Origin of the sequence: Tatumella citrea (genome assembly GCF_002163585.1) — a bacterium.
GTDB lineage: Bacteria > Pseudomonadota > Gammaproteobacteria > Enterobacterales > Enterobacteriaceae > Tatumella > Tatumella citrea.
On record NZ_CP015579.1, the window covers coordinates 1833853 to 1853730 of the forward strand.

Annotated in this window: 21 protein-coding genes; 10 read left to right on the forward strand and 11 right to left on the reverse strand. The window is 48.8% G+C overall.

Annotated elements, in window-relative coordinates:
- Window positions 1–36: 36 nt before the first annotated feature.
- Complete coding sequence (cfa, locus tag A7K98_RS08755; protein WP_087488199.1) at window positions 37–1185, reverse strand: cyclopropane fatty acyl phospholipid synthase; 1149 nt, start codon at window positions 1183–1185, stop codon at window positions 37–39.
- 305 nt (window positions 1186–1490) lie between these two features.
- Complete coding sequence (gene punC, locus A7K98_RS08760; protein WP_087488200.1) at window positions 1491–2660, reverse strand: purine nucleoside transporter PunC; 1170 nt, start codon at window positions 2658–2660, stop codon at window positions 1491–1493.
- 104 nt (window positions 2661–2764) lie between these two features.
- Here punC and punR point away from each other — a divergent pair, with 104 nt between their 5' ends.
- Entirely contained in the window at window positions 2765–3667 is a 903-nt protein-coding gene (gene punR / locus A7K98_RS08765; protein ID WP_087488201.1) for a DNA-binding transcriptional activator PunR, read from the forward strand.
- A gap of 9 nt (window positions 3668–3676) precedes the next feature.
- Here punR and purR read toward each other — a convergent pair whose 3' ends face one another.
- Window positions 3677–4702 (reverse strand): HTH-type transcriptional repressor PurR, encoded by a 1026-nt coding sequence (purR, locus tag A7K98_RS08770; protein WP_087488202.1) that lies wholly within the window; start codon window positions 4700–4702, stop codon window positions 3677–3679.
- Window positions 4703–4977: 275 nt separating this feature from the next.
- Here purR and cydH point away from each other — a divergent pair, with 275 nt between their 5' ends.
- On the forward strand, window positions 4978–5067 hold the full coding sequence (cydH, locus tag A7K98_RS21310) for a cytochrome bd-I oxidase subunit CydH (protein ID WP_156994535.1): 90 nt from the start codon (window positions 4978–4980) through the stop codon (window positions 5065–5067).
- 275 nt (window positions 5068–5342) lie between these two features.
- Here the strand turns inward: cydH and A7K98_RS08775 are convergent, their stop codons facing one another.
- Window positions 5343–6143: a C40 family peptidase gene (locus A7K98_RS08775; RefSeq protein ID WP_087490433.1), complete on the reverse strand. Its 801-nt coding sequence runs from the start codon at window positions 6141–6143 to the stop codon at window positions 5343–5345.
- 362 nt (window positions 6144–6505) lie between these two features.
- Here A7K98_RS08775 and A7K98_RS08780 point away from each other — a divergent pair, with 362 nt between their 5' ends.
- Entirely contained in the window at window positions 6506–6838 is a 333-nt protein-coding gene (locus A7K98_RS08780) for a Grx4 family monothiol glutaredoxin (protein ID WP_087488203.1), read from the forward strand.
- Between the two features lie 49 nt (window positions 6839–6887).
- Here the strand turns inward: A7K98_RS08780 and rnt are convergent, their stop codons facing one another.
- The 3 genes from rnt to nemA form a co-directional block, all read right to left on the reverse strand.
- Window positions 6888–7571: a ribonuclease T gene (gene rnt / locus A7K98_RS08785; protein WP_087488204.1), complete on the reverse strand. Its 684-nt coding sequence runs from the start codon at window positions 7569–7571 to the stop codon at window positions 6888–6890.
- Window positions 7572–7688: 117 nt separating this feature from the next.
- Complete coding sequence (gloA, locus tag A7K98_RS08790; RefSeq protein WP_087488205.1) at window positions 7689–8096, reverse strand: lactoylglutathione lyase; 408 nt, start codon at window positions 8094–8096, stop codon at window positions 7689–7691.
- Between the two features lie 96 nt (window positions 8097–8192).
- Complete coding sequence (gene nemA, locus A7K98_RS08795; RefSeq protein ID WP_087488206.1) at window positions 8193–9299, reverse strand: alkene reductase; 1107 nt, start codon at window positions 9297–9299, stop codon at window positions 8193–8195.
- A 312-nt stretch (window positions 9300–9611) separates the two neighbouring features.
- Between nemA and A7K98_RS08800 the strand changes: the two genes are divergently transcribed.
- Window positions 9612–9851, forward strand: coding sequence for a DUF1289 domain-containing protein (locus A7K98_RS08800; protein ID WP_087488207.1), 240 nt, complete (start codon window positions 9612–9614; stop codon window positions 9849–9851).
- A gap of 19 nt (window positions 9852–9870) precedes the next feature.
- Here the strand turns inward: A7K98_RS08800 and A7K98_RS08805 are convergent, their stop codons facing one another.
- From A7K98_RS08805 to A7K98_RS08815, 3 genes are read right to left on the reverse strand one after another with little or no spacing between them, the layout of a single operon-like run.
- Window positions 9871–11871, reverse strand: coding sequence for an FUSC family protein (locus A7K98_RS08805; RefSeq protein ID WP_087488208.1), 2001 nt, complete (start codon window positions 11869–11871; stop codon window positions 9871–9873).
- Window positions 11872–11878: 7 nt separating this feature from the next.
- Window positions 11879–12733: an efflux RND transporter periplasmic adaptor subunit gene (locus tag A7K98_RS08810; RefSeq protein ID WP_087488209.1), complete on the reverse strand. Its 855-nt coding sequence runs from the start codon at window positions 12731–12733 to the stop codon at window positions 11879–11881.
- A 6-nt stretch (window positions 12734–12739) separates the two neighbouring features.
- The gene (locus A7K98_RS08815) at window positions 12740–12976 is read right to left on the reverse strand and encodes a DUF1656 domain-containing protein (protein WP_087488210.1); all 237 of its coding nucleotides are present in this window, start codon (window positions 12974–12976) and stop codon (window positions 12740–12742) included.
- 143 nt (window positions 12977–13119) lie between these two features.
- On the opposite strand from A7K98_RS08815, the gene slyA reads away from it, so the two are divergent.
- Window positions 13120–13557 carry a transcriptional regulator SlyA gene (gene slyA / locus A7K98_RS08820; protein WP_087488211.1) on the forward strand — a complete coding sequence of 146 codons (438 nt, stop codon included), beginning with the start codon at window positions 13120–13122 and terminating at the stop codon, window positions 13555–13557.
- Window positions 13558–13655: 98 nt separating this feature from the next.
- Here the strand turns inward: slyA and A7K98_RS08825 are convergent, their stop codons facing one another.
- Window positions 13656–14123: an outer membrane lipoprotein gene (locus A7K98_RS08825; protein ID WP_087488212.1), complete on the reverse strand. Its 468-nt coding sequence runs from the start codon at window positions 14121–14123 to the stop codon at window positions 13656–13658.
- A 255-nt stretch (window positions 14124–14378) separates the two neighbouring features.
- Between A7K98_RS08825 and anmK the strand changes: the two genes are divergently transcribed.
- The 5 genes from anmK (at window position 14379) to A7K98_RS08850 (ending at window position 19849) form a co-directional block, all read left to right on the forward strand.
- The gene (gene anmK / locus A7K98_RS08830; RefSeq protein ID WP_087488213.1) at window positions 14379–15500 is read left to right on the forward strand and encodes an anhydro-N-acetylmuramic acid kinase; all 1122 of its coding nucleotides are present in this window, start codon (window positions 14379–14381) and stop codon (window positions 15498–15500) included.
- 85 nt (window positions 15501–15585) lie between these two features.
- Entirely contained in the window at window positions 15586–16245 is a 660-nt protein-coding gene (gene pdxH / locus A7K98_RS08835) for a pyridoxamine 5'-phosphate oxidase (RefSeq protein ID WP_087488214.1), read from the forward strand.
- A 131-nt stretch (window positions 16246–16376) separates the two neighbouring features.
- A complete protein-coding gene (tyrS, locus tag A7K98_RS08840; protein ID WP_087488215.1) occupies window positions 16377–17651 on the forward strand; it encodes a tyrosine--tRNA ligase in 1275 nt (424 codons plus the stop codon).
- Between the two features lie 69 nt (window positions 17652–17720).
- A complete protein-coding gene (pdxY, locus tag A7K98_RS08845; protein ID WP_087488216.1) occupies window positions 17721–18584 on the forward strand; it encodes a pyridoxal kinase PdxY in 864 nt (287 codons plus the stop codon).
- A 545-nt stretch (window positions 18585–19129) separates the two neighbouring features.
- Window positions 19130–19849 carry a gluconate 2-dehydrogenase subunit 3 family protein gene (locus tag A7K98_RS08850; RefSeq protein WP_087488217.1) on the forward strand — a complete coding sequence of 240 codons (720 nt, stop codon included), beginning with the start codon at window positions 19130–19132 and terminating at the stop codon, window positions 19847–19849.
- Window positions 19850–19878: the final 29 nt, after the last annotated feature.

The following is a 19878-nucleotide window of genomic DNA, read 5'->3' on the forward strand; positions in this document are numbered from 1 at the left end:
GGGTCAGATATGCAGTATTACACCATCCTGTTACGGTTAACGGGCGACCCGTAAACCGCCATCTACCCCACGGGTAAACACAACCTGCCATAGCTGAATGTCACGAGCGCGGAAAGCTCCGGCACACGCATTCAGATAATAGGTAAACATGCGTTTAAAGCGTTCATTATAATTATGTTCCAGCTGTGGCCAGCTGGCGAGGAAACGCTCATACCAGGCCATGAGTGTTCTGTCGTAATCAACACCAATATTATGCCAGTCTTCCATCACAAAATGAGGTTCGCTGGTTTGTGCAATATGGGTCACAGACGGCAGACAACCATTTGGGAAAATATATTTATCAATCCACGGATCGACATTTAAATCAGTATGATTTGAACCAATGGTATGCAGTAAAAATATACCGTCCGGTTTCAGATTACGGGCAACCACATCAAAATAGGTTGCGTAATTTTTTGGACCGACATGTTCAAACATTCCGACAGAAACAATCCGGTCAAAGCTCAGATTCAGGTCACGGTAATCCTGTAGCAGGATAGTGACATCCAGACCTTTACACCGTTCCTGGGCCATTTTCTGTTGTTCTGCAGAGATGGTAACTCCGTGAACACTGACACCATAACGACGGGCTGCAAACTCAGATAATCCACCCCAACCACAACCGATATCCAGCAGGGTCATGCCTGGCTCCAGTTGCAGCTTACGGCAGATCATATCCAGTTTTGCTTCCTGTGCAGCTTCCAGAGTGGTTGCGTCTTTCCAGTAACCACAGGAATACTGCATAAAAGGATCAAGCATCAGGCTGAACAGATCATTACCCAGATCGTAATGCTCTTTACCGACTATCCAGGCGCGTTTTTTAGATTGCAGATTTTTAAGGCGGGCAGTAGCAATACGAAGGGTATCTTTAAAATGATGCGGCAATTGTTTATCAAGTTTATTTTTCAGCACCCGATAAAAAAACTGGTCAAGCCGTTCACATTCCCACCAGCCATCCATATAACTCTCACCTAATCCCAGAGAGCCTTCCTGCAAAACCCGTTTAAAAAAATCAGGATTTTTAACCTGAATATCCCAAGGGCGATCACCATTGATAGCAATATCGGCCATCGACAGCATTTCATTGGCAATACGGTACCAATGATTTTCCTTAAGGCTAACTTCTGCTACACATGATGAACTCATACGCTTCTTATCACCTGTTCTATTTGAACCTGAAGAAAGAATAGACAACTTTCGTTGGTTCGTGAGTAAACTCACAAAAAACGTGCATTTATAAGTAAAGACAAAACAGAGGTGCTAGTAAATATCGAAAAATGCGGTTCTGCAGAGAAAGCACAAACCAAATTAGTCAGCATACGTGGTGACTTATAATAAAAAATTTGTCACCAGAGTGATTATATGCCTGACAATCTGAATGTTCAATGACTGATGGTTAGGTCGCTAATTGTGCAGATATAATTAACCCGCCGGTTTAACAGCGGGTGAAATTACTGACAGGAATGTTTGCGATGCTGGAGACAAAAACCGGCGAGAGCGAGCAGAACTGTTATTCCCATCGCGGTCGCAGTTGTCAGTAGTGGCTGGGACAGGTGATAAGACACCAGTAAGCTGAATACGAAGCATAACCCCAGCTGCAATGCATTCTGCAGAGCTGCGGCTTTGCCACTGGCAGCCGGAAACATCCGGAGCGCTGCAGAGACCACAATTGGATAAATAGCCCCGTTAGCCATCGCCATGCCACAGAAGGGCAGTAATAAACTAAATAATCCGGGCTGCCCCAGGAAACTCACCACAACAACGCCACCAATACTCAACGTATAAAGCACTAATAACCAGGGCAGCAGTTGACGACCACTAAATTTGTTCAGCAGAGCACGACAGCCAAAGCCGCCAGCAAGGAACGTCAAAGTTTGCGGAATATAGCTCAGTCCGATATCTCCGGCAGAAAGCCCCAGGCCGGAAAGAATAAAGGGAGAACCGGTCAGCCAGGCAAAGAAACTTGCGGAACAGGCAGAATAGATCAGTACATTACCGCTGTACTGGCGCTCAGACAGTAACTGCAAAAATCCCGGGGGAACGGTGCTCGCTGACAGGGGAACTTGTGGTGGTCTGGCCGGTAAACCCAGGGTAGCCACAATTAATCCGCAGGTGAGTGCAGCAAGTACCAAAAATATTGAATGCCAGTGGAAATGAGCCAGCAACCATGAACCCAGCAACGGAGCTAGCGCCGGAGACAGAGCAACCATTGGCATAATCGTGGCGAAAATCTTCTGGCTACGCGAAGCCGGATAGTAATCCAGCACCAGAGACTGCCAGCTGACTGCGGCGGCACAGACTCCGGCGGCCTGAATAAATCTCAGAGCCAGCAGTGCGTGTGGCGTGGTTACCCACAACATCGCCAGACAGCTGATGGCAAATATCGCCAGACCACTGACCAGCACTGGTTTTCTGCCAATCTTATCCGACAACGGTCCCCAGAACAGTTGTGCGCAGGCAAAGCCAGCCAGGAACAGGCTAAGACTGGCGCTGATGACTCCTGCGTCAGTATTCAGATCCTGTTTCATCGCTTCAAAAGCGGGCAGATACATGTCTGTAGCCAGGAATCCCAGCATACTCAGTAGTGACAGATAAACTAAAAAAATGACCGGATGACGCATTGCTCCTCCCTGTGAAAATGTGCGCAAAGAGTTTAAAAGGGTGCACCGGGAGTTGTGAACCGTTAATATTTGCAATCAACTGTGAAAAAAATTGAAAGGTCGCTATGTGGTCAGAATATGCACTGGAAGTCGTGGATGCAGTGGCAAGAAATGGCAGCTTTAGTGCAGCAGCCAGGGAGTTGCACCGGGTGCCATCTGCGATCAGTTATACCGTCCGACAACAGGAGGAGTGGCTGGCAGTTGAGTTATTCGAACGACAACACCGCGATGTGATACTGACGGCCGCAGGTGAACATTTTGTTCGTGAAGGTCGGGGGATTATCAAAAAAATGCAGGAAACCCGACGTCAGTGCCAACAACTGGCAAATGGCTGGCGCGGTGAACTGAGTATTGCGGTGGACTGTATTGTAAAACGTTCCAGGATGCAGCAACTGACCATCGATTTTTATCGCCACTTTCCCGATGTAGAGCTGCATATTCGCGAAGAGGTGTTTAACGGTGTCTGGGACGCACTGGCCGCAGGACGCGTTGATATGGCGATTGGTGCGACCCAGGCAATCCCGGTCGCCGGACGTTTCGCTTTCCAGGATATGGGGCGTCTGAACTGGCGGTGTATTGTCAGTGCTGATCATCCACTGGCAGCTGAAACCCATCCGGGAGAGGAGCAGCTTCGGGCATGGCCATCACTGGTGCTGGAAGATACCTCCAGGGAACTGCCACGAAGGATGACCTGGACACTGGATAATCAACGGCGAATGACTGTGCCGGACTGGCAAACCGGTCTGGATTGCGTTCGGGCAGGATTATGCGTGGCAATGGTGCCAGGGCATCTGGCACGGCCGTTACTAGAGAGCGAAAAAGTAAAAGAACTAAAACTGCCGGCGCCGTTTCCGGAAAGTCCCTGCTGTGTAAGCTGGGCAGAACAGCGTATTTCTCCGGCATTGCGATGGTTACTTGATTACCTGGGGGACACTGCCACCCTGAACCATGAATGGCTCAGGGAGTGAACCGGGGACTTACCGGCGATAGTCACGGAACGGACCGTCGCCGACCGAACGACGTTCAATCAGGGTCGGATGGATTTCAAGGGTTTGCGGATCTTCACGTTTATTCACTATACGATCCAGTAACATCTCCAGCGCTTTTTCGCCTAACTCACTCTTTGGCTGGTGAACTGTAGTCAGTGCCGGGGTGAAATAACGCGAGTTGCGCACGTTATCATAACCAATAATAGAAATATCCTGGGGAACGCGCAGTCCCTGTTCATCGGCGGCGCAAATGGCTCCCATGGCCATAATATCCCCGCCACAAAAAACGGCTGTCGGGAGTTGCGGTTGCGCAAGTATTTTCTGCATCGCCTGATAACCGGACTCTGGTTCGAAATTCCCCTGAACAGTCCACTCCTCACGATGTGAGATTCCAGCCTCTTCCAGAGCTTTCAGAAAGCCTGCCAACCGGCCACCACCGGTGTTTCTTTCCATTTGTCCCGGAATACAACCAATATCACGATGACCGCGCTCAATCAGGTAGCGACCGGCCATATATCCACCATGAAAAGCGTTATCCAGCACGGTGTCGGTAAAGTCACCCTGTGAAACTCCCCAGTCCAGCACGACCATCGGGATATTGCGGTTTTCTTCCAGCATATCCAGCAACTCCTGCGGATATTCGGCACACATCACCAGTAATCCATCAACACGTTTGCGCGCCATCATGGCTAAATATGCGCGTTGCTTTTGCAAATCGTTATGAGCATTACCCAGAATCAGTGTGTAGCCATGGTCAAAACATTTTTTTTCGATAGCTTCAATGATTTCAGCAAAGTAAGGCGCTTCGAGTGTTGTCGAGAGTAAGCCCAGCGTCTTGGTGTTATTGACCTTAAGGCTTCTGGCGACTGCACTGGGGGAGTAGTGCAACTCGTTTATTGCTTCCCAGACCGCTTTCCGTGTGTTTTCCGCAACAAAACGGGTCTGATTAATGACATGGGACACGGTGGTGGTTGAAACACCGGCGCGTTTTGCCACGTCTTTAATAGTTGCCATTCAGTGAGTACTCCTGGTTTAAAAAAATAAGATATTGATTTTTTATAGGTTAATCGTTTGCGTCAGCTCAGCGTTTCACTGTCTCGTCATTAAAATGAACCCGAAGGCCAGAGGAGAGTCCTGCGAAGAAAGCCGGATATAAAACCAGCAGCTGAGGAGGTTGCGCAACAAAGACCGGCAATTCTAACAAGGCTGCTGCAATAAAACGAGATTTTTGCGCAGCAGTATGGGAATATAACTATTACCCCACAATTAGTGTGCCTAAAGGAGTTCTGATGGATACCGATCTTAAGCTTGCACTGACCACTACAGTTGTAGCGTTGCTGATGATTATGGCCTTCAGTTTTACCGCCATCCTGCATTAATGTTAGCCTGCTGGCCCGACTGACCGCGCCCGGTCAGCCATATGCTGTTATCAAAACCGGTACCGGATACTTCCCGCGCCGGTTTTTGCTTTTAAGCTACAAAAAATGCAATTAACGGATACGTGTGAGGACCAGGAGAGATTTACGATTTTTTGGGTAAGCCAGCAGAATAAGGGCAGTGGCATGACAGATATCTGTCAGCATAAAAAAACTGCACCTTAGTTCGCAGGATAACCAGCGTTTGGGGTGCAGTCTGTACCGAGCAGGATGACTAATTAACGGACGGTACTCGGGGTTACCATGCGGCGCGCGCCAATGTAGTGACGTTGCCAGTATTCATTGCTCAGAGCCGTAATCTGGATGTCTTTACCGGTACGTGGTGACTGAATAAATTTGCCATCACCCAGATAAACGCCTACATGGTCTGCAGCGCCATGGCGGTGGATACGGAAGAATACCAGATCACCTTTTTCCAGCTCATCACGTTTTACCGGTGCAGCATCACGCAGATGGTACATTTCGTTGGCGGTACGGGGTATTTTGAAATTTACCAGGTCTTTGTAGGCATAATAAACCAGACCACTGCAGTCAAATCCGGATTTTGGAGAAGTTCCTCCCCACTGATAAGGCTTCCCTAACTGATCCATCAGTTTCACCATCGCTGTTGCACGCGCTTTCTGATAACGCAGACGGTGCTGTTTGCTCATCCGGATAGCGGCCAGTGTGGCAGAAGGGTGGCGTGTCGTCTTTTTAGCTGCGGGGCGATGACGACCATATTTTTTAGTTTCCGGCGTGTGATTCTTTGCCAGATGACGGGATTCTTTAGCCGTACGACTGTTTTTAACTTTACGCTGACTGGTGAAGTGTTTAACCCGGTGAATCAGGGGCTGGCGGGCTTTATGTCGGGTACTGGTCGTCTTAATAGGCCTTCGTTTACGGCGGGCATCTTCTTCAGTCACTGCTTTACGGGTGGTTTTATGAAAAGTGGCATTAACCGCAGTTCGAGGCGAAGCCTCTGCGACATTGAAAAAAAGCTGTGCTAAAGCCAAAATAAAAAGCGTGATCAGTAGACGCATAGTTGTCAGGTTACAGGTTAAATGTCCTGAAAAAATACGGACAAAATAAAAAAATAACATCTGACCTTTCAGTCAGCCCCAAAATCATTCTAATCCAGAAATTTATGAAATGTTAAGGTCTTTTTTCCGGAATCTGTTACGAGAAGTTTTTTGACGTAAAATTGAGCGTAAACAGTTAATTAAGTCACATTTTACTGATGAAGTTTCAGGCGACTGTTTTTTTCATCCCGCAGTTGTTACTGGTTTAACGCTAAATGCCATATAACTGAACTTTTATGTAGCAGATGAAAAATGTCGTTTTCACTGGCGGGTTGATATCGCTACAATAACAAAACATGTCGTTTTGTCCCGAAGGAAGTACTATGAGCACTCTCGAAAAAATTCAGACTCAGATTTCTGAAAACCCTATTCTGCTGTACATGAAAGGTTCTCCTAAATTACCAAGCTGTGGTTTCTCAGCTCAGGCAGTTCAGGCGCTTTCTGCCTGCGGGCAACGTTTTGCCTATGTGGATATTCTGCAGAATCCGGACATTCGTGCCGAATTACCAAAATATGCAAACTGGCCAACCTTCCCACAACTTTGGGTTGACGGGGAGCTGGTAGGTGGTTGCGATATCATTATTGAAATGTATCAGCGCGGCGAATTGCAGCAGCTGATTAAAGAAACTGCAGAGAAATTCCCTGCGGCAGAATAACTGTCACGGATGGTGATTCTGATGCCCGCGTAATTACGCGGGCATTTTTTTATGCGTGTTCCTCAGAACCGGCAGATTCCCCGGCTTCGTCATCTGCGCCGACAGGCAGCGGCCAGCCTCCCAGTCTTTTCCAGCGGTTAACCAGCTCACAGAACAGGGTTGCCGTCTGTTGGGTATCATACAGTGCGGAATGGGCCTGGTGGCTATCGAAGGTCATGCCTGCCGCTTTACAGGCTTTCGCAAGCACCGTCTGACCCAAAACCAGCCCGCTGAGCGCGGCGGTATCGAAAGTCGCAAACGGATGGAAAGGGTTGCGTTTCAGGAGGCTGCGCTGAGCTGCTGCCATGACAAAACTTTGGTCAAAATGGGCATTGTGCGCCACGATAACCGCTCTGGCACAGTCACTGCCTTTCATGCCTTTGCGTACCATCTTGAAAATAGCGTGCAGAGCATCGTGTTCACTGACCGCATTCCGCTCAGGATCATTGGGATCGATACCGGTAAAAGCCAGTGCTTCCGGGTGCAACAGGGCTCCTTCAAACGGCGTAACATTGAAATGCAGGGTCTGGTCAGGCTGCAGCCAGCCATCCTCATCCATTTTCAGGGTTATTGCAGCAATTTCCAGTAACGCATCAGTGCCGGCATTAAAACCTGCGGTTTCGACATCAATCACGACAGGGTAAAAGCCCCGGAAACGTTGATTCAGTGCATTGAGCGAAGAAGTTTCGGACATCAGTATCTCATTGGACAAAAAGAGCAGTCGGTAGTGTGACTAAAACTACCGTGAAACAATAGCGGAAAATATCACTCCCGCAGGAAAAGTCTGCCTGTTGCAGGCAGACATCGCCTGTCAGTTACCGAGTCCCTGACCTGCATGTTTTTTTTCGATTAATTCAATTTTATAGCCATCCGGGTCTTCAACAAAGGCAATCACTGTGGTGCCGCCTTTAACCGGACCGGCTTCACGGGATACCTTACCACCGTCCTGGCGAATACGTTCACAGGCTTCCGCTGCATTATCCACTTCAATGGCGATATGCCCGTAAGCATTTCCCAGGTCATAGCTATCGACGCCCCAGTTATAGGTCAGTTCAAGCACTGCACCTTCGCTTTCTTCTGTGTAACCGACAAAGGCTAAAGTGTATTTGTATTCAGTGTTTTCACTTTGACGTAACAGGCGCATGCCGAAAATACGGGTATAGAAATCAACAGAGCGTTGCAGAGAGCCAACACGCAGCATGGTATGAAGTAGACGCATATCATCCTCTATAATTCAGGTCAGCCATCAATAAAACACCAATGGCCGGAAAGTTAACCGGCCATTAGTGTAACAGGGAAATTGATGTGGGTGTGCTTAGTTATCGTTCAGGAAAGGGTAATCGGTGTATCCCTGAGCAGCACCACCGTAAAATGTCTCCGGATGCTGCGGGTTAAGCGGGGCATTCGTCTGCAAACGTTCTACCAAATCCGGATTAGCAATATAATCACGGCCGAACGCTACGGCATCAATCAACCGGCGTTTAATTAAATCTTCGGCTTTCTCCCTGGTGTAGGCTCCGGCACCGATAATGACTCCCGGGAATACTGCGCGAACTTTACGGCGGAATTCATCACTGTACGGAGCACCACCGGCCCAGTCTGGTTCAGACAAATGCAGGTAAGCAATGTTACGTTTCGCCAGTTCACTGATAAGCCACAGTGCTTCTGATTCTTCATCAGGGCCATTGCCCAGAGCCTGAAATTCACCTACCGGCGACAGTCGGATAGCGATCCGGTTTTGCGCCCAGGCCTCTCCCATAGCATCGACAATTTCCAGAACCAGCCGGGCACGATTTTCCAGACTGCCACCGTACTCGTCGGTACGTTTATTTGACTGTGCAGACAGAAACTGATGAATCAGATAGCCATGAGCACCATGAATTTCCGCTAAGTCCAGACCTGCTTCTGCAGCATTAACTGCAGCCTGGCGATAATCTGCAACGACCTGGCGGATATCGCTAAGACTCATTTCACGGGGCAGTGAGGTATCTTCACGGTAGACTTTACCTTCAGCATTTTTCAGTGAAGTACGGGTCCCGGAGGCTAATGCAGAAGGTGCCAGCGGCGCCAGTTCTCCCGGCTGCAGGGAGGTATGGGAAATACGTCCGGTATGCCACAGTTGTACGGCAATATGGCCACCGGCAGCGTGGACTTCAGAGGTTATCGCTTTCCAGCCGGCAATTTGTTCCGGAGTATGCAGTCCCGGGGCTCCGGCATAGCCTTTTGCCTGAAATGAGACCTGAGTGGCTTCAGAGATAATCAAACCGGCACTGGCACGCTGGCGATAATAGGTTGCCATTAGTTCAGTAGGGATATCTCCCGGCTCAATACTGCGCAGACGGGTCAGGGGAGCCATAAAAATGCGGTTTGGAACAGTAATGGCACCGACGGTTAACGGAGTAAAAAGCGTGCTGTCAGTCATAATATTCTCCTGGAAAAAGGTGACCGGGATAACCCGGACGAAAAGTGTCATGTCAGGGTTTTTACCTGACCATAGCGGAAGTTAAACCCGGAATGTAACGAAACACTCATGCAATGCAGAGTAATGACCTGTCCTGCGGATGACAATGCAACAACGGCATCAACGCACAAACGGGTAACCGGATTCCGCCCGGCAGACTGAGGGATTGCCAGTTACAGAGTGAGAGGCTAAAGTTTATTCAATAAACAAGGCCAGTACCGTGGAGTTACCGCCAAACGGGCTGGTGGATCAGGAGAGCGCACTGAGGGGATTATGGCCGAGCAACTGGAGTTTTTCCCTGTTCCGAATCCCTGTAGGGGGATTTGCCGGACAGACAGCCGGGGCTATTGCCTTGGCTGCCTGCGAAGCCGTGAAGAGCGATTTAACTGGATGTCACTAAGTGACGGGCAAAAACGGGATGTGATTCGAATATGCCATCAACGGCGATTACGAATGCAACGGGTACAAAAAACTCCGGAAAGTGAAGACCCGCAACAACCGTCTCTGTTCTGAAACCCGCAGCGATATAGCATTATTCCGGCACGGCTGCACTCAGTTGTGCCAGAGAACATTGTAAACGCCACAATATGCCTGCCAGTTGTCTGGCATCGGGCTCACCGACACTTAGCAACTGTTTTATCATCTCTTCCAGCTCAGCCAGGGTAGTACTCAGTGCATTATGCCTCACTCCATGCAGGCTCATCACATCATGCAGGGAATGAAAACATTGATCTCTGACTAAAGTCAGACTGGCGGAGTCTGAACGCCAGCTTCGCAACTGCCAGACGATATGTGAACAGTTCAGTAACACCACACCCCAGCGTAACAGCCATAGCCGGGCCTGCTGATTATTGCTACTTTTTAACTGGCTGACCAGGTGATAAACCCGGGATTCAAATACGCTTTCTTTGAGCGCCGGACGTAAACGTAACTGATCCAGAAACACATGGCGTAATGCGCGGATGTTTCTGTGAGCTTTGCGGTCATCAGAGGTGGGGCGCAGCATCTGAAAAGCCAGCCATGCCAGCAACACTCCGCAAATCTTCGCCACATTGTCATTAAGAAAATCACTGTAATCCCATTCTGGCGGATTGGTTACCGAAATAAACGAGCCCATAAATACGACCGATTGTCCCCAGAAACCCGCATTGGCGGGCTGTTGAAGTTTCAGCAAGTGGCAGGTAATCAGTAAAGGGAACAGGAACAGCATAAACTGCCACAGAGCACTAATCTGAATCATCAGACCAAATTTCAGTGCCAGGCTAAAGAATGCCAGCACCAAGAGGGTTTTCAGAAGTCCGAGAATTGTCCCTGCCGGAGAAGGAGACGACGAATAGAGGACGCAGGCAATGGATGTCAGAGTCAGCGCTGCTGCGCCGTTTTCCCAGTGACTGTTAATCCAGAAAGTGCCGCCGATAACAATGGCCGTAAAGGTCCTCAGAGCACTTAATGCCGCTTCCGTGCTGTCATTTTCGCGGGCGAGAGAGGGCACTCGTGGCGGCTGGAACCGGGTATCTGCATCTGCTGTTTCCAGCAGATGAATCCAGCGACTGACATTAAGATACAGCCAGCAAAAATAACGTAACCGGTCACAAAATGCCTGTTGGCGATAATCTCTACCACCATCCACCATCATCTGCCGGAGAATCACTGCCAGCCGGTATTTATCTGCGTCAGGACGGGCCAGTTCATCGAACATCTGCTCAATTCCCTGATACAGACTGTCAGGGGCTTCCGGCCAGTTCAGTAACATCCTGCGCAGTCCTGATAATACACTGGTCAGCCTCAGTTGCTGGTGCAGTACATAATTCAGCACATTATTTTGCCGCCGAAACCGGTAATGGCTCCAGAAGGCCTGAACCCGCAACAGGTTCATCGTCAGAATCTGCGAGATCACCCGCTCATGAGCAGTGCTGGCGTTAGCAGCGCTGTCACGGTTTAACAGAGATGCTGCATGATTGTACAATTCATGGTGCAACTGGCGTAATGACACCATCAGCTTGTCGCCATCTGAGGTACTGGGCAGGATCATCATCATCAGTCCGGCGCAAAGAATACCTGTGATAACTTCACAAACCCTGGCCTGTGCAATATCCCAGACCTGATTAACATCGGTCACATTGACGGTGCTGAAAGCAATAATGGCTGCTGTGTATCCGGATAAGCAGAAGGCGTAAGCGACATTGTTCTGGTAATGGCTGGAGATCCAGGTAAAGAAAGCCAGCCAACCAGCAATGGTAAACACGAACAGCCAGGGGTCGTTCAGCGTATGTCCCGCCACAATCAATGCGGCAGTCGCGCCTATCAGGCTGCCACAGATTCTGCCGAGGCTTTTGCTGATGGCGCCGCCAATGGTCGGAAAACTGACCACAGCGGCAGAGGTCATCGCCCAGTAGGGTTGGTCCAGTTGAAAAGAGTAAGCAAAACTCAGGGCGAGGCACATGGCCAGGCTATTACGTAATGCATAACGCCACTGTTGATTGTCTGCTTTTATCCATGGCAACTGCTGCCATTCCAGCCAGTTAAGATTCATTAGCGACTCACTGGCTGATGATAATGGTACAGGTGGTGCCTGCAACCAGAGGAATTCCGGCCGGCAGAGCATCCAGCTGGATTCTTACCGGAACCCTCTGTGCCAGTCTGACCCAGGGAACAGTAGGTTTAATCTCCGGGATCAGGCCCTCAGATTCCACATTCTGGTCATAGATAGCCCGCCCGATGCTCAGTACTTTACCGGTAAGAGGGGTGTTGTTGCTGTACAGCACAATTTTGGCCGGTGCTCCTTCATGAATATGGCGTAATTTGGTTTCTTCGAAATATCCCATGACGTAGTAAGAATGGCTGTCGAGCAGCGCAAACAAAGGAGTGCCTTCAGTGGCATAGTCACCGGTACGGAGTGAAAGGTTTGTGATCCAGCCATCCGTTGGGGCATAGATATTTGCATGCTGCAAATCCCAGCGTGTTTTATCCAGGGTAGCCTGAGCGGCTTTTACGCTGGCTACCATCGCCGCCGCAGTCTGGCTCGCAATATCCATATCTTCGGCGGAAATGACGGTGCGTGGCAATTTCGCGCGGCGCTGTTGTTCATGCTGTGCTTTTAATAAATCGGCCTGCGCTTTTGCCAGTAACGCCTGAGCATTATCTTCTGCGATTTGCAGTGGCACAGTATCCAGATTTACCAGCAGATCACCTTTATGAACAAACTGGTTATCACTGATGTGAACCGTGACGACCCGACCAGATACCTCAGGGGTAATATTGACAATTTCGGCTCTGATTTTGCCGTCTCTGGTCCAGGGCGACTGCATGTAATAGTTCCACATCCACCAACCGGCAATCAGGGCAATAGCGAAGACAAACAACGTGGTGAAGTACTTCAGAAGATTTACTTTCATTATTCATTATCCCAGACTGAGCAGGCCAAATGAGGCAACAACGCACAGAATAAACAGTGACAGGTCCATCAGGGTCGGATGCCAGAAAACCCCTGAGTACATCCTTGTCCGAATCAACGGATGAATCACCAACCACAGAAAAAAACCCAGCAACACGGGCTTAAACATTGGCGGGAAGAAAAGTGAATCGCCGAACACCAGCTCGGTCAGTGAGGATAACGGGGGATGGTTACTTATATCCATGTCCGGCATTCCTTGTCAGTAATATCCACAGTGAGAATTATGAAAATGATTTCTGCATCAGGCATTTGTATTTACTGCCTGAAAGCCGCAAAATAGTGTAAGATCGACAATGATGCTTAGCAAGCTAATTATAAGGAGGTTATATGGAATCTTCATTAGGCACCGATCTTGCCAGGTTGGTGCGTATGTGGCGGGCAGTCATTGATAACAGACTGAAACCCCTTGGCCTGACCCAGACTCTTTGGGTGACACTACACAATATACATCAGTTACCTCCGGAACAGTCGCAGATTCAGTTGGCTAAAGCGATAGGTATCGAACAGCCTTCGCTGGTCAGAACACTTGATCAGCTGGAACATAAGGGGCTTATCAGCAGGATCCCGTGCGCAGATGATCGGCGTGCAAAACGCATCACTCTGACAGATGCCGCGGCACCGGTCATTTCTGAGCTGGAAGGTGTTATTGACCGTAGTCGTGAAGATATTCTTAGCGGTTTGTCCGCAGAAGAAATCGGCACACTGATAAAGCTTATCAGCAGGCTGGAAAAAAACATTGTCGAACTGCAAGGAAAAGAGAGTTAGCCGGGAGTTTACTGGCTGGTTTTAGGGGTTGAATGAACACAGTATTATAAATAATAAAAAACCCGTCTCAGGACGGGTTTTTTATACTGAGAGGATGATCAGCGTGGAGAAACGGTCACCTGGCTGCCATTGCTGGCGATGGCAACGCGCATACCTACAGAATAACGGGTAGCAGCTTGTTTCTGGACCACTAAAATAGTGTTGCCGTCATCTTTACGGATTTCCAGCTCAACACCCTGTGAGGTGTTCAGGCCGCTCTGAACCTGTTGTCCGGCCAGACCACCCAGTACTGCACCACCGGCAGTTGCCAGGCTACGACCCGCACCACCACCGACAGTATTTCCGAGGAAACCACCGAGTACAGCACCACCAATGGCACCAACAACGTTACTGTTATCGTCGCCCTGGATTTTAACCGCACGAACAGAAACCAGTGTCCCGTAAGAAACGCTCTGGATTTGTTTGGCTTCGCTGGCGCTGTATGTATCGCCCGACAGATCGTTATTGTTAACACATCCGGTCAGTGCCAGCGCGATTGCTGCGACAGCAGTTAAACGTTTAATCATCAGAAACTCCTTTCAAAAACCGGCGCAATGTGCGCACTCTTGACAACGTTATCATCCTATTATAAAGCAATTTGTGCATATTGAGGCGATTTTTGCAAACACCTAAGCGCCATTGTGGGACTACAGTAATAAACGATAATTCAATCAGCCATAAAATGTATTCATTTAATTGATGATCAATTGTTATCCTATTCATAGTATTAGCCACTTAAGCAGACTACTGACAGTCTGCGAAGCCGCAAAATTGAGGTCAATATGAAGTCGGGACGCTATATCGGAGTGATGTCAGGCACCAGCCTTGACGGGGTGGATGTGGTACTGGCTGCCATAGATGAACATATCGTGGCGCAGCAAGCCAGCTATTGCCATCCGATGCCACTCGACATCCGACAGCAAATACTGGATGTGTGTCAGGGACAGCCAGTGACGTTGTCACAACTGGGCCGCCTTGACTCACGACTGGGTCGCTTGTTTAGTGAGGCTATAGAAACCCTGATGCGCAGGGAGTCACTGACTGCCCGGGACATTGTCGGGATTGGCTGCCACGGGCAAACGGTCTGGCATGAACCGGACAGTGATGCACCGTTCAGTATGCAACTGGGTGATAATAACCAGATTGCTGCCCGCACCGGGGTGACCGTGGTCGGTGATTTCCGTCGTCGTGATATGGCTCTGGGCGGACAAGGGGCTCCTTTGGTCCCGGCGTTTCACCGTGCCATTCTGATGCATCCGGGAGAGCGGCGGATAGTCCTGAATATTGGTGGTATCGCCAATTTATCCCTGCTGTTTCCAGGTCAGACAATACGTGGGTTTGATACCGGGCCGGGAAATATTCTGATGGATGCCTGGGTGTGGCGCAACCGGCAGCAACGTTTTGACAGAGACGGGCGCTGGGCCCGAAGCGGGCAGGTGATTCCGGTGCTGTTGAAGCAGATGCTGGATGACCCCTGGTTTGCACTACCGACCCCGAAAAGTACCGGGCGTGAATATTTTAATCTCTCCTGGATAGAAAAACAGCTAATGCAGTTTCCGGGTCTGGCAGCACAGGATATTCAGGCGACATTATTGGAACTTACTGCAGTCAGTATCGTTCAGCAAATCCAGCTTAACGGCAACTGTGACCGTTTGCTGGTGTGTGGCGGCGGTAATCATAATGTTGAATTAATGCAGCGTATCTCGGCTTTATTGCCGGGTACCGAAGTGGGTAAAACCGACGATGTCGGTATCAGTAGCGACGATATGGAAGCGCTGGCCTTTGCCTGGCTGGCATTCCGCACGTTGTCCGGATTACCAGGCAACTTACCGGCGGTTACCGGAGCCCGTGATTTCACTACACTGGGAGCCATTTTCCCTGCGAATCTGGCAGCCAGTAAGTAGTCAGGCCCGTAGTCGCAATAACCTGAATAACAGGGCGGCGACGGTCATCAGTAGTATAGATTGTATAGTTAATGAGTCTGAAAAAATGGCGAATGAGAATGATCTTTTACAAAATATAGCTGATCTGCGGCGGGAGTATACCCAGGGTGGACTGAGGCGCAAGGATTTACCGGAACATCCTATGGCGTTGTTCGGTCAGTGGCTGAATCAGGCCTGCGAAGCCAGGTTACCTGATCCGACAGCGATGTGCGTCGCTACGGTCGATGAACAGGGACAGCCATATCAGCGGATTGTATTGCTGAAACAATACGACGATAACAGCATGATTTTTTATACCAACCTTGGCAGTCGCAAGGCTCAGCATCTGGCCCACAATCCTAAAATCTCGCTGCATTTTCCGTGGCATATGCTGGAGCGGCAGGTAATGGTGCTGGGAGAAGCCGAAAAACTCAGTCCGGGTGAGGTGATTAAATATTTTCACAGCCGTCCGCGTGACAGTCAGATAGGGGCCTGGGTTTCTAAGCAGTCGAGCCGGATTTCAGCCCGCGGTATTCTGGAGGGTAAATTCCTCGAAATCAGCCAGAAATTTATGCGCGGTGAAGTTCCGTTGCCTGATTTTTGGGGCGGCTATCGGGTCAGATTCCATACTATGGAATTCTGGCAGGGTGGTGCCCGGCGTCTGCATGATCGTTTTATTTACCAGTTAGAAGATAACTGCTGGAAAATTGATCGTCTGGCACCCTGATTTTGTGAAATAAGCTGTTTCTCTACTGGAACAGTTGGCCCGTGCGTTTTATTCTATGCACCTTATTTTTTCGCCGTTGGCGAAAAGCTGTGTACCAGCGAAGGTGCAGTCTGTTCAATTTGGAGTCGTTAATGACCAGCAGTAACCTGATACAACAATTGCAGGAAAGGGGCCTGATCGCCCAGGTAACGGATGAAGATGCGTTATCAGAGCGACTGGCCAAAGGTCCCGTTGCACTGTATTGCGGCTTTGATCCTACCGCAGACAGCCTCCATCTGGGCCATCTGGTACCGTTACTTTGCCTGAAACGTTTTCAGGATGCTGGCCATAAACCAGTTGCACTGGTCGGCGGTGCCACAGGCTTAATCGGTGACCCGAGTTTTAAAGCCAGTGAGCGTAAGCTTAATACTTCCGAAACTGTCGGTGAGTGGGTGGAAAAAATTCGTCATCAGGTGTCCCCGTTCCTGAACTTTGACTGCGGTGCTAACAGCGCAGTTGCGGCGAATAACTACGACTGGTTTGGCAGCATGAATGTGCTCACCTTCCTGCGGGATATAGGTAAGCACTTCTCGGTTAATCAGATGATCAACAAAGAAGCCGTCAAACAACGTCTGAACCGTGATGACCAGGGAATTTCGTTCACCGAATTTTCCTATAACCTGTTACAGGGTTATGATTTTGCCTGTCTGAACAAATTACATGATGTTTGTCTGCAAATTGGTGGCTCTGACCAGTGGGGAAATATTACCTCTGGTATCGATTTGACCCGCCGTTTGCATCAGAACCAGGTCTTTGGTCTGACAGTACCGTTAATCACCAAGTCGGATGGCACCAAATTCGGTAAAACCGAAGGTGGAGCAGTGTGGCTGGATGCGAAGAAAACCAGCCCGTATAAATTTTATCAGTTCTGGATTAACACCGCGGACGCAGATGTTTATCGCTTCCTGAAGTTTTTCACCTTTATGAGTATTGATGAGATCAATGCGCTACAGGAAGAAGACCAGCAGAGTGGTAAAGCTCCACGTGCTCAGTATGTGTTGGCCGAACAGGTAACACAGCTGGTGCATGGTGAAGAAGGTCTGGCTGCTGCAAGACGTATCACAGAAAGCCTGTTCTCAGGTGCACTGAGTTCACTGACTGAAGAAGATTTCGCTCAGTTGGCGCAGGATGGTATGCCGGCAGTCACTCTTTCACAAGGGGATGATCTGCAACAAGCTCTGGTTGCTGCAGAACTGGTACCTTCCCGTGGTCAGGCTCGTACTTTAATCTCTTCAAATGCAGTAGCGATAAATGGCGAAAAACAGTTCGATGCTGAATATCATTTCAGTGATGCGGATAAGCTGTTCGGTCGTTACACCGTGTTGCGTCGGGGTAAAAAACATTACTGCCTGATTAACTGGCAATAAACAACAGATGAAAAGGCCGGTCTCCGGCCTTTTTTTTAGGTCAAATTACAGCAAAGACGTCGTTCAATAATGAAAAATATTCTCGCAATTCAATCCCATGTCGTTTACGGACATGCAGGTAACGCTGCCGCAGAATTTCCGATGCGGCGAATGGGGGCTAATGTCTGGCCTCTTAATACCGTCCAGTTTTCTAACCATACCCAGTACGGGCACTGGACCGGCACTGTTATGCCGGCATCTCACCTGACCGATATCGTCAAAGGTATTGCAGAAATTGATCGGCTGAAAACCTGTGATGCAGTACTGAGCGGTTATCTGGGATCTGCGGAGCAGGGTGAGAAAATACTCGAAATCGTCCGTCAGGTGAAGGAAGCCAATCCAAAGGCCTGGTATTTTTGTGATCCGGTGATGGGACATCCGGAAAAAGGTTGTATCGTTGCTCCGGGCGTCGCGGAATTCCATTGCCGTCTGGCACTGCCTGCCAGCGATATCATTGCCCCAAATTTGCTGGAACTGGAAATGCTCAGTGAACGCCAGTTGAGCAATATCGATGAATGTGTCGATGCCAGTCGTCAGTTGATTGCCCGCGGGCCACGCATTGTTCTGGTTAAGCATCTCTCCCGGGCAGGCAGGCGCAGTGATCAGTTCGAAATGTTGCTGGTGACTGCCACAGAAGCCTGGCATATCAGTCGTCCGTTGGTCGATTTTGGTGTCCGTCAGCCGGTGGGCGTGGGTGATTTAACCAGCGGGTTGCTGCTGGTGGACCTGCTGCACGGAAAATCACTTCAGGATGCTCTTGAGCATGTGACTGCGGCAGTCTATGAAGTGATGATTAAAACTCATGAAATGGGTGAATACGAGCTACAACTGGTGGCCGCTCAGGATCAGATTGCTCGTCCTGAGCATCACTTTGTCGCTGAACGACTCAGTTAAGCGACCTTAATCGCCGGGCAGTTGCCTCAGTGAGGCTCTGTCCGGCAACGAAAAATCTACTGCCACTGCTTTTCACTTCACTTCACTTCCTGCAATCCACATTAATAATTTTATCAGTCAAATTGCCAGCGTCCATTAATAACTATTATTCATCGTTCTATGAATAGCAATGCCGTAAAAAATAAATATTAATAACAATCACCAGGTATTTACTTACATATTGTCATCGAACCCGATTGATTATTATTCTCATTATTCGAAATTAAATAGGTGATTATTGGTTGTTTATAAATCAGTTAAATTTAAATTCAGCACCCCTAAAATGATCTTGTTAATTAATGACTAAATGTAATTCAATGTTATTAACAATAAAATAACGTATCATTAATATGTAAGATATTGATTTTGGTGAAGTAATTAATTTGTTATTAAAATTCACTGCCTGGTTACTTTATTTAAACATACTCGTATAATGCCCCACTTCTTGGGCGGGTATTGGTTTGTTTATATATTCGTCTTTTTCAGATATCCAGGAGAAATATAGAGTGAAGCGCAGGCGTTTTTTGGCTTCTCTCGGAGTATTGCTTATCAGCACTGCTCTGAAAGTTAAAGCAAAGATTATTTCCGGCGGTATGCCGTGGGTCGTGCATGCTGTTAAGCCACCGCAACCAGTAGTCGCGGGGGAATGGCAGTTTTTTACACCAGAAGAAGTGGCGATAATTGAAGCTATTGCTGACCGGATAATCCCTCAGGATGAACTGAGTATTGGCGGAAAAGAAGCGGGTTGCGCATTATTTCTCGACCGCCAGTTAGCGGGAGATTACGGCAAAGCAGTCAGTATATATCGTCTTGGACCGTTTATTCAGAATGGTTTACCGGAGGCGGGCCCGCAATATAAAGATGTCCCTGCAGAACGTTACCGGTTGGGTCTGGCGTCAGTAAATGAAATCAGCCAGGCCAAATACAATGGTAAAAAGTTCAATGAAATCAGTGAAGAACAACAGGATGATTTACTGGGTAAAATCGAATCGGGAGTATTACCACTCACCGGAGTCGACGGTAAGTTATTTTTTGATCAGTTGGTCATAAATATGCGTGAAGGATTTTTTGCCGATCCATTATATGGCGGAAATAAAGATATGGCTGGCTGGAAAATGCTCGGTTTTCCCGGCGCGCAATATGATTTCCGTGATGTGATTGATAAACGAGGCGAAGAATTGAATATCAAGCCGGTCAGCATGGTAACTAACAACGATCAATCTTAATACCAGACCGCAGTACGCACTATTTATTG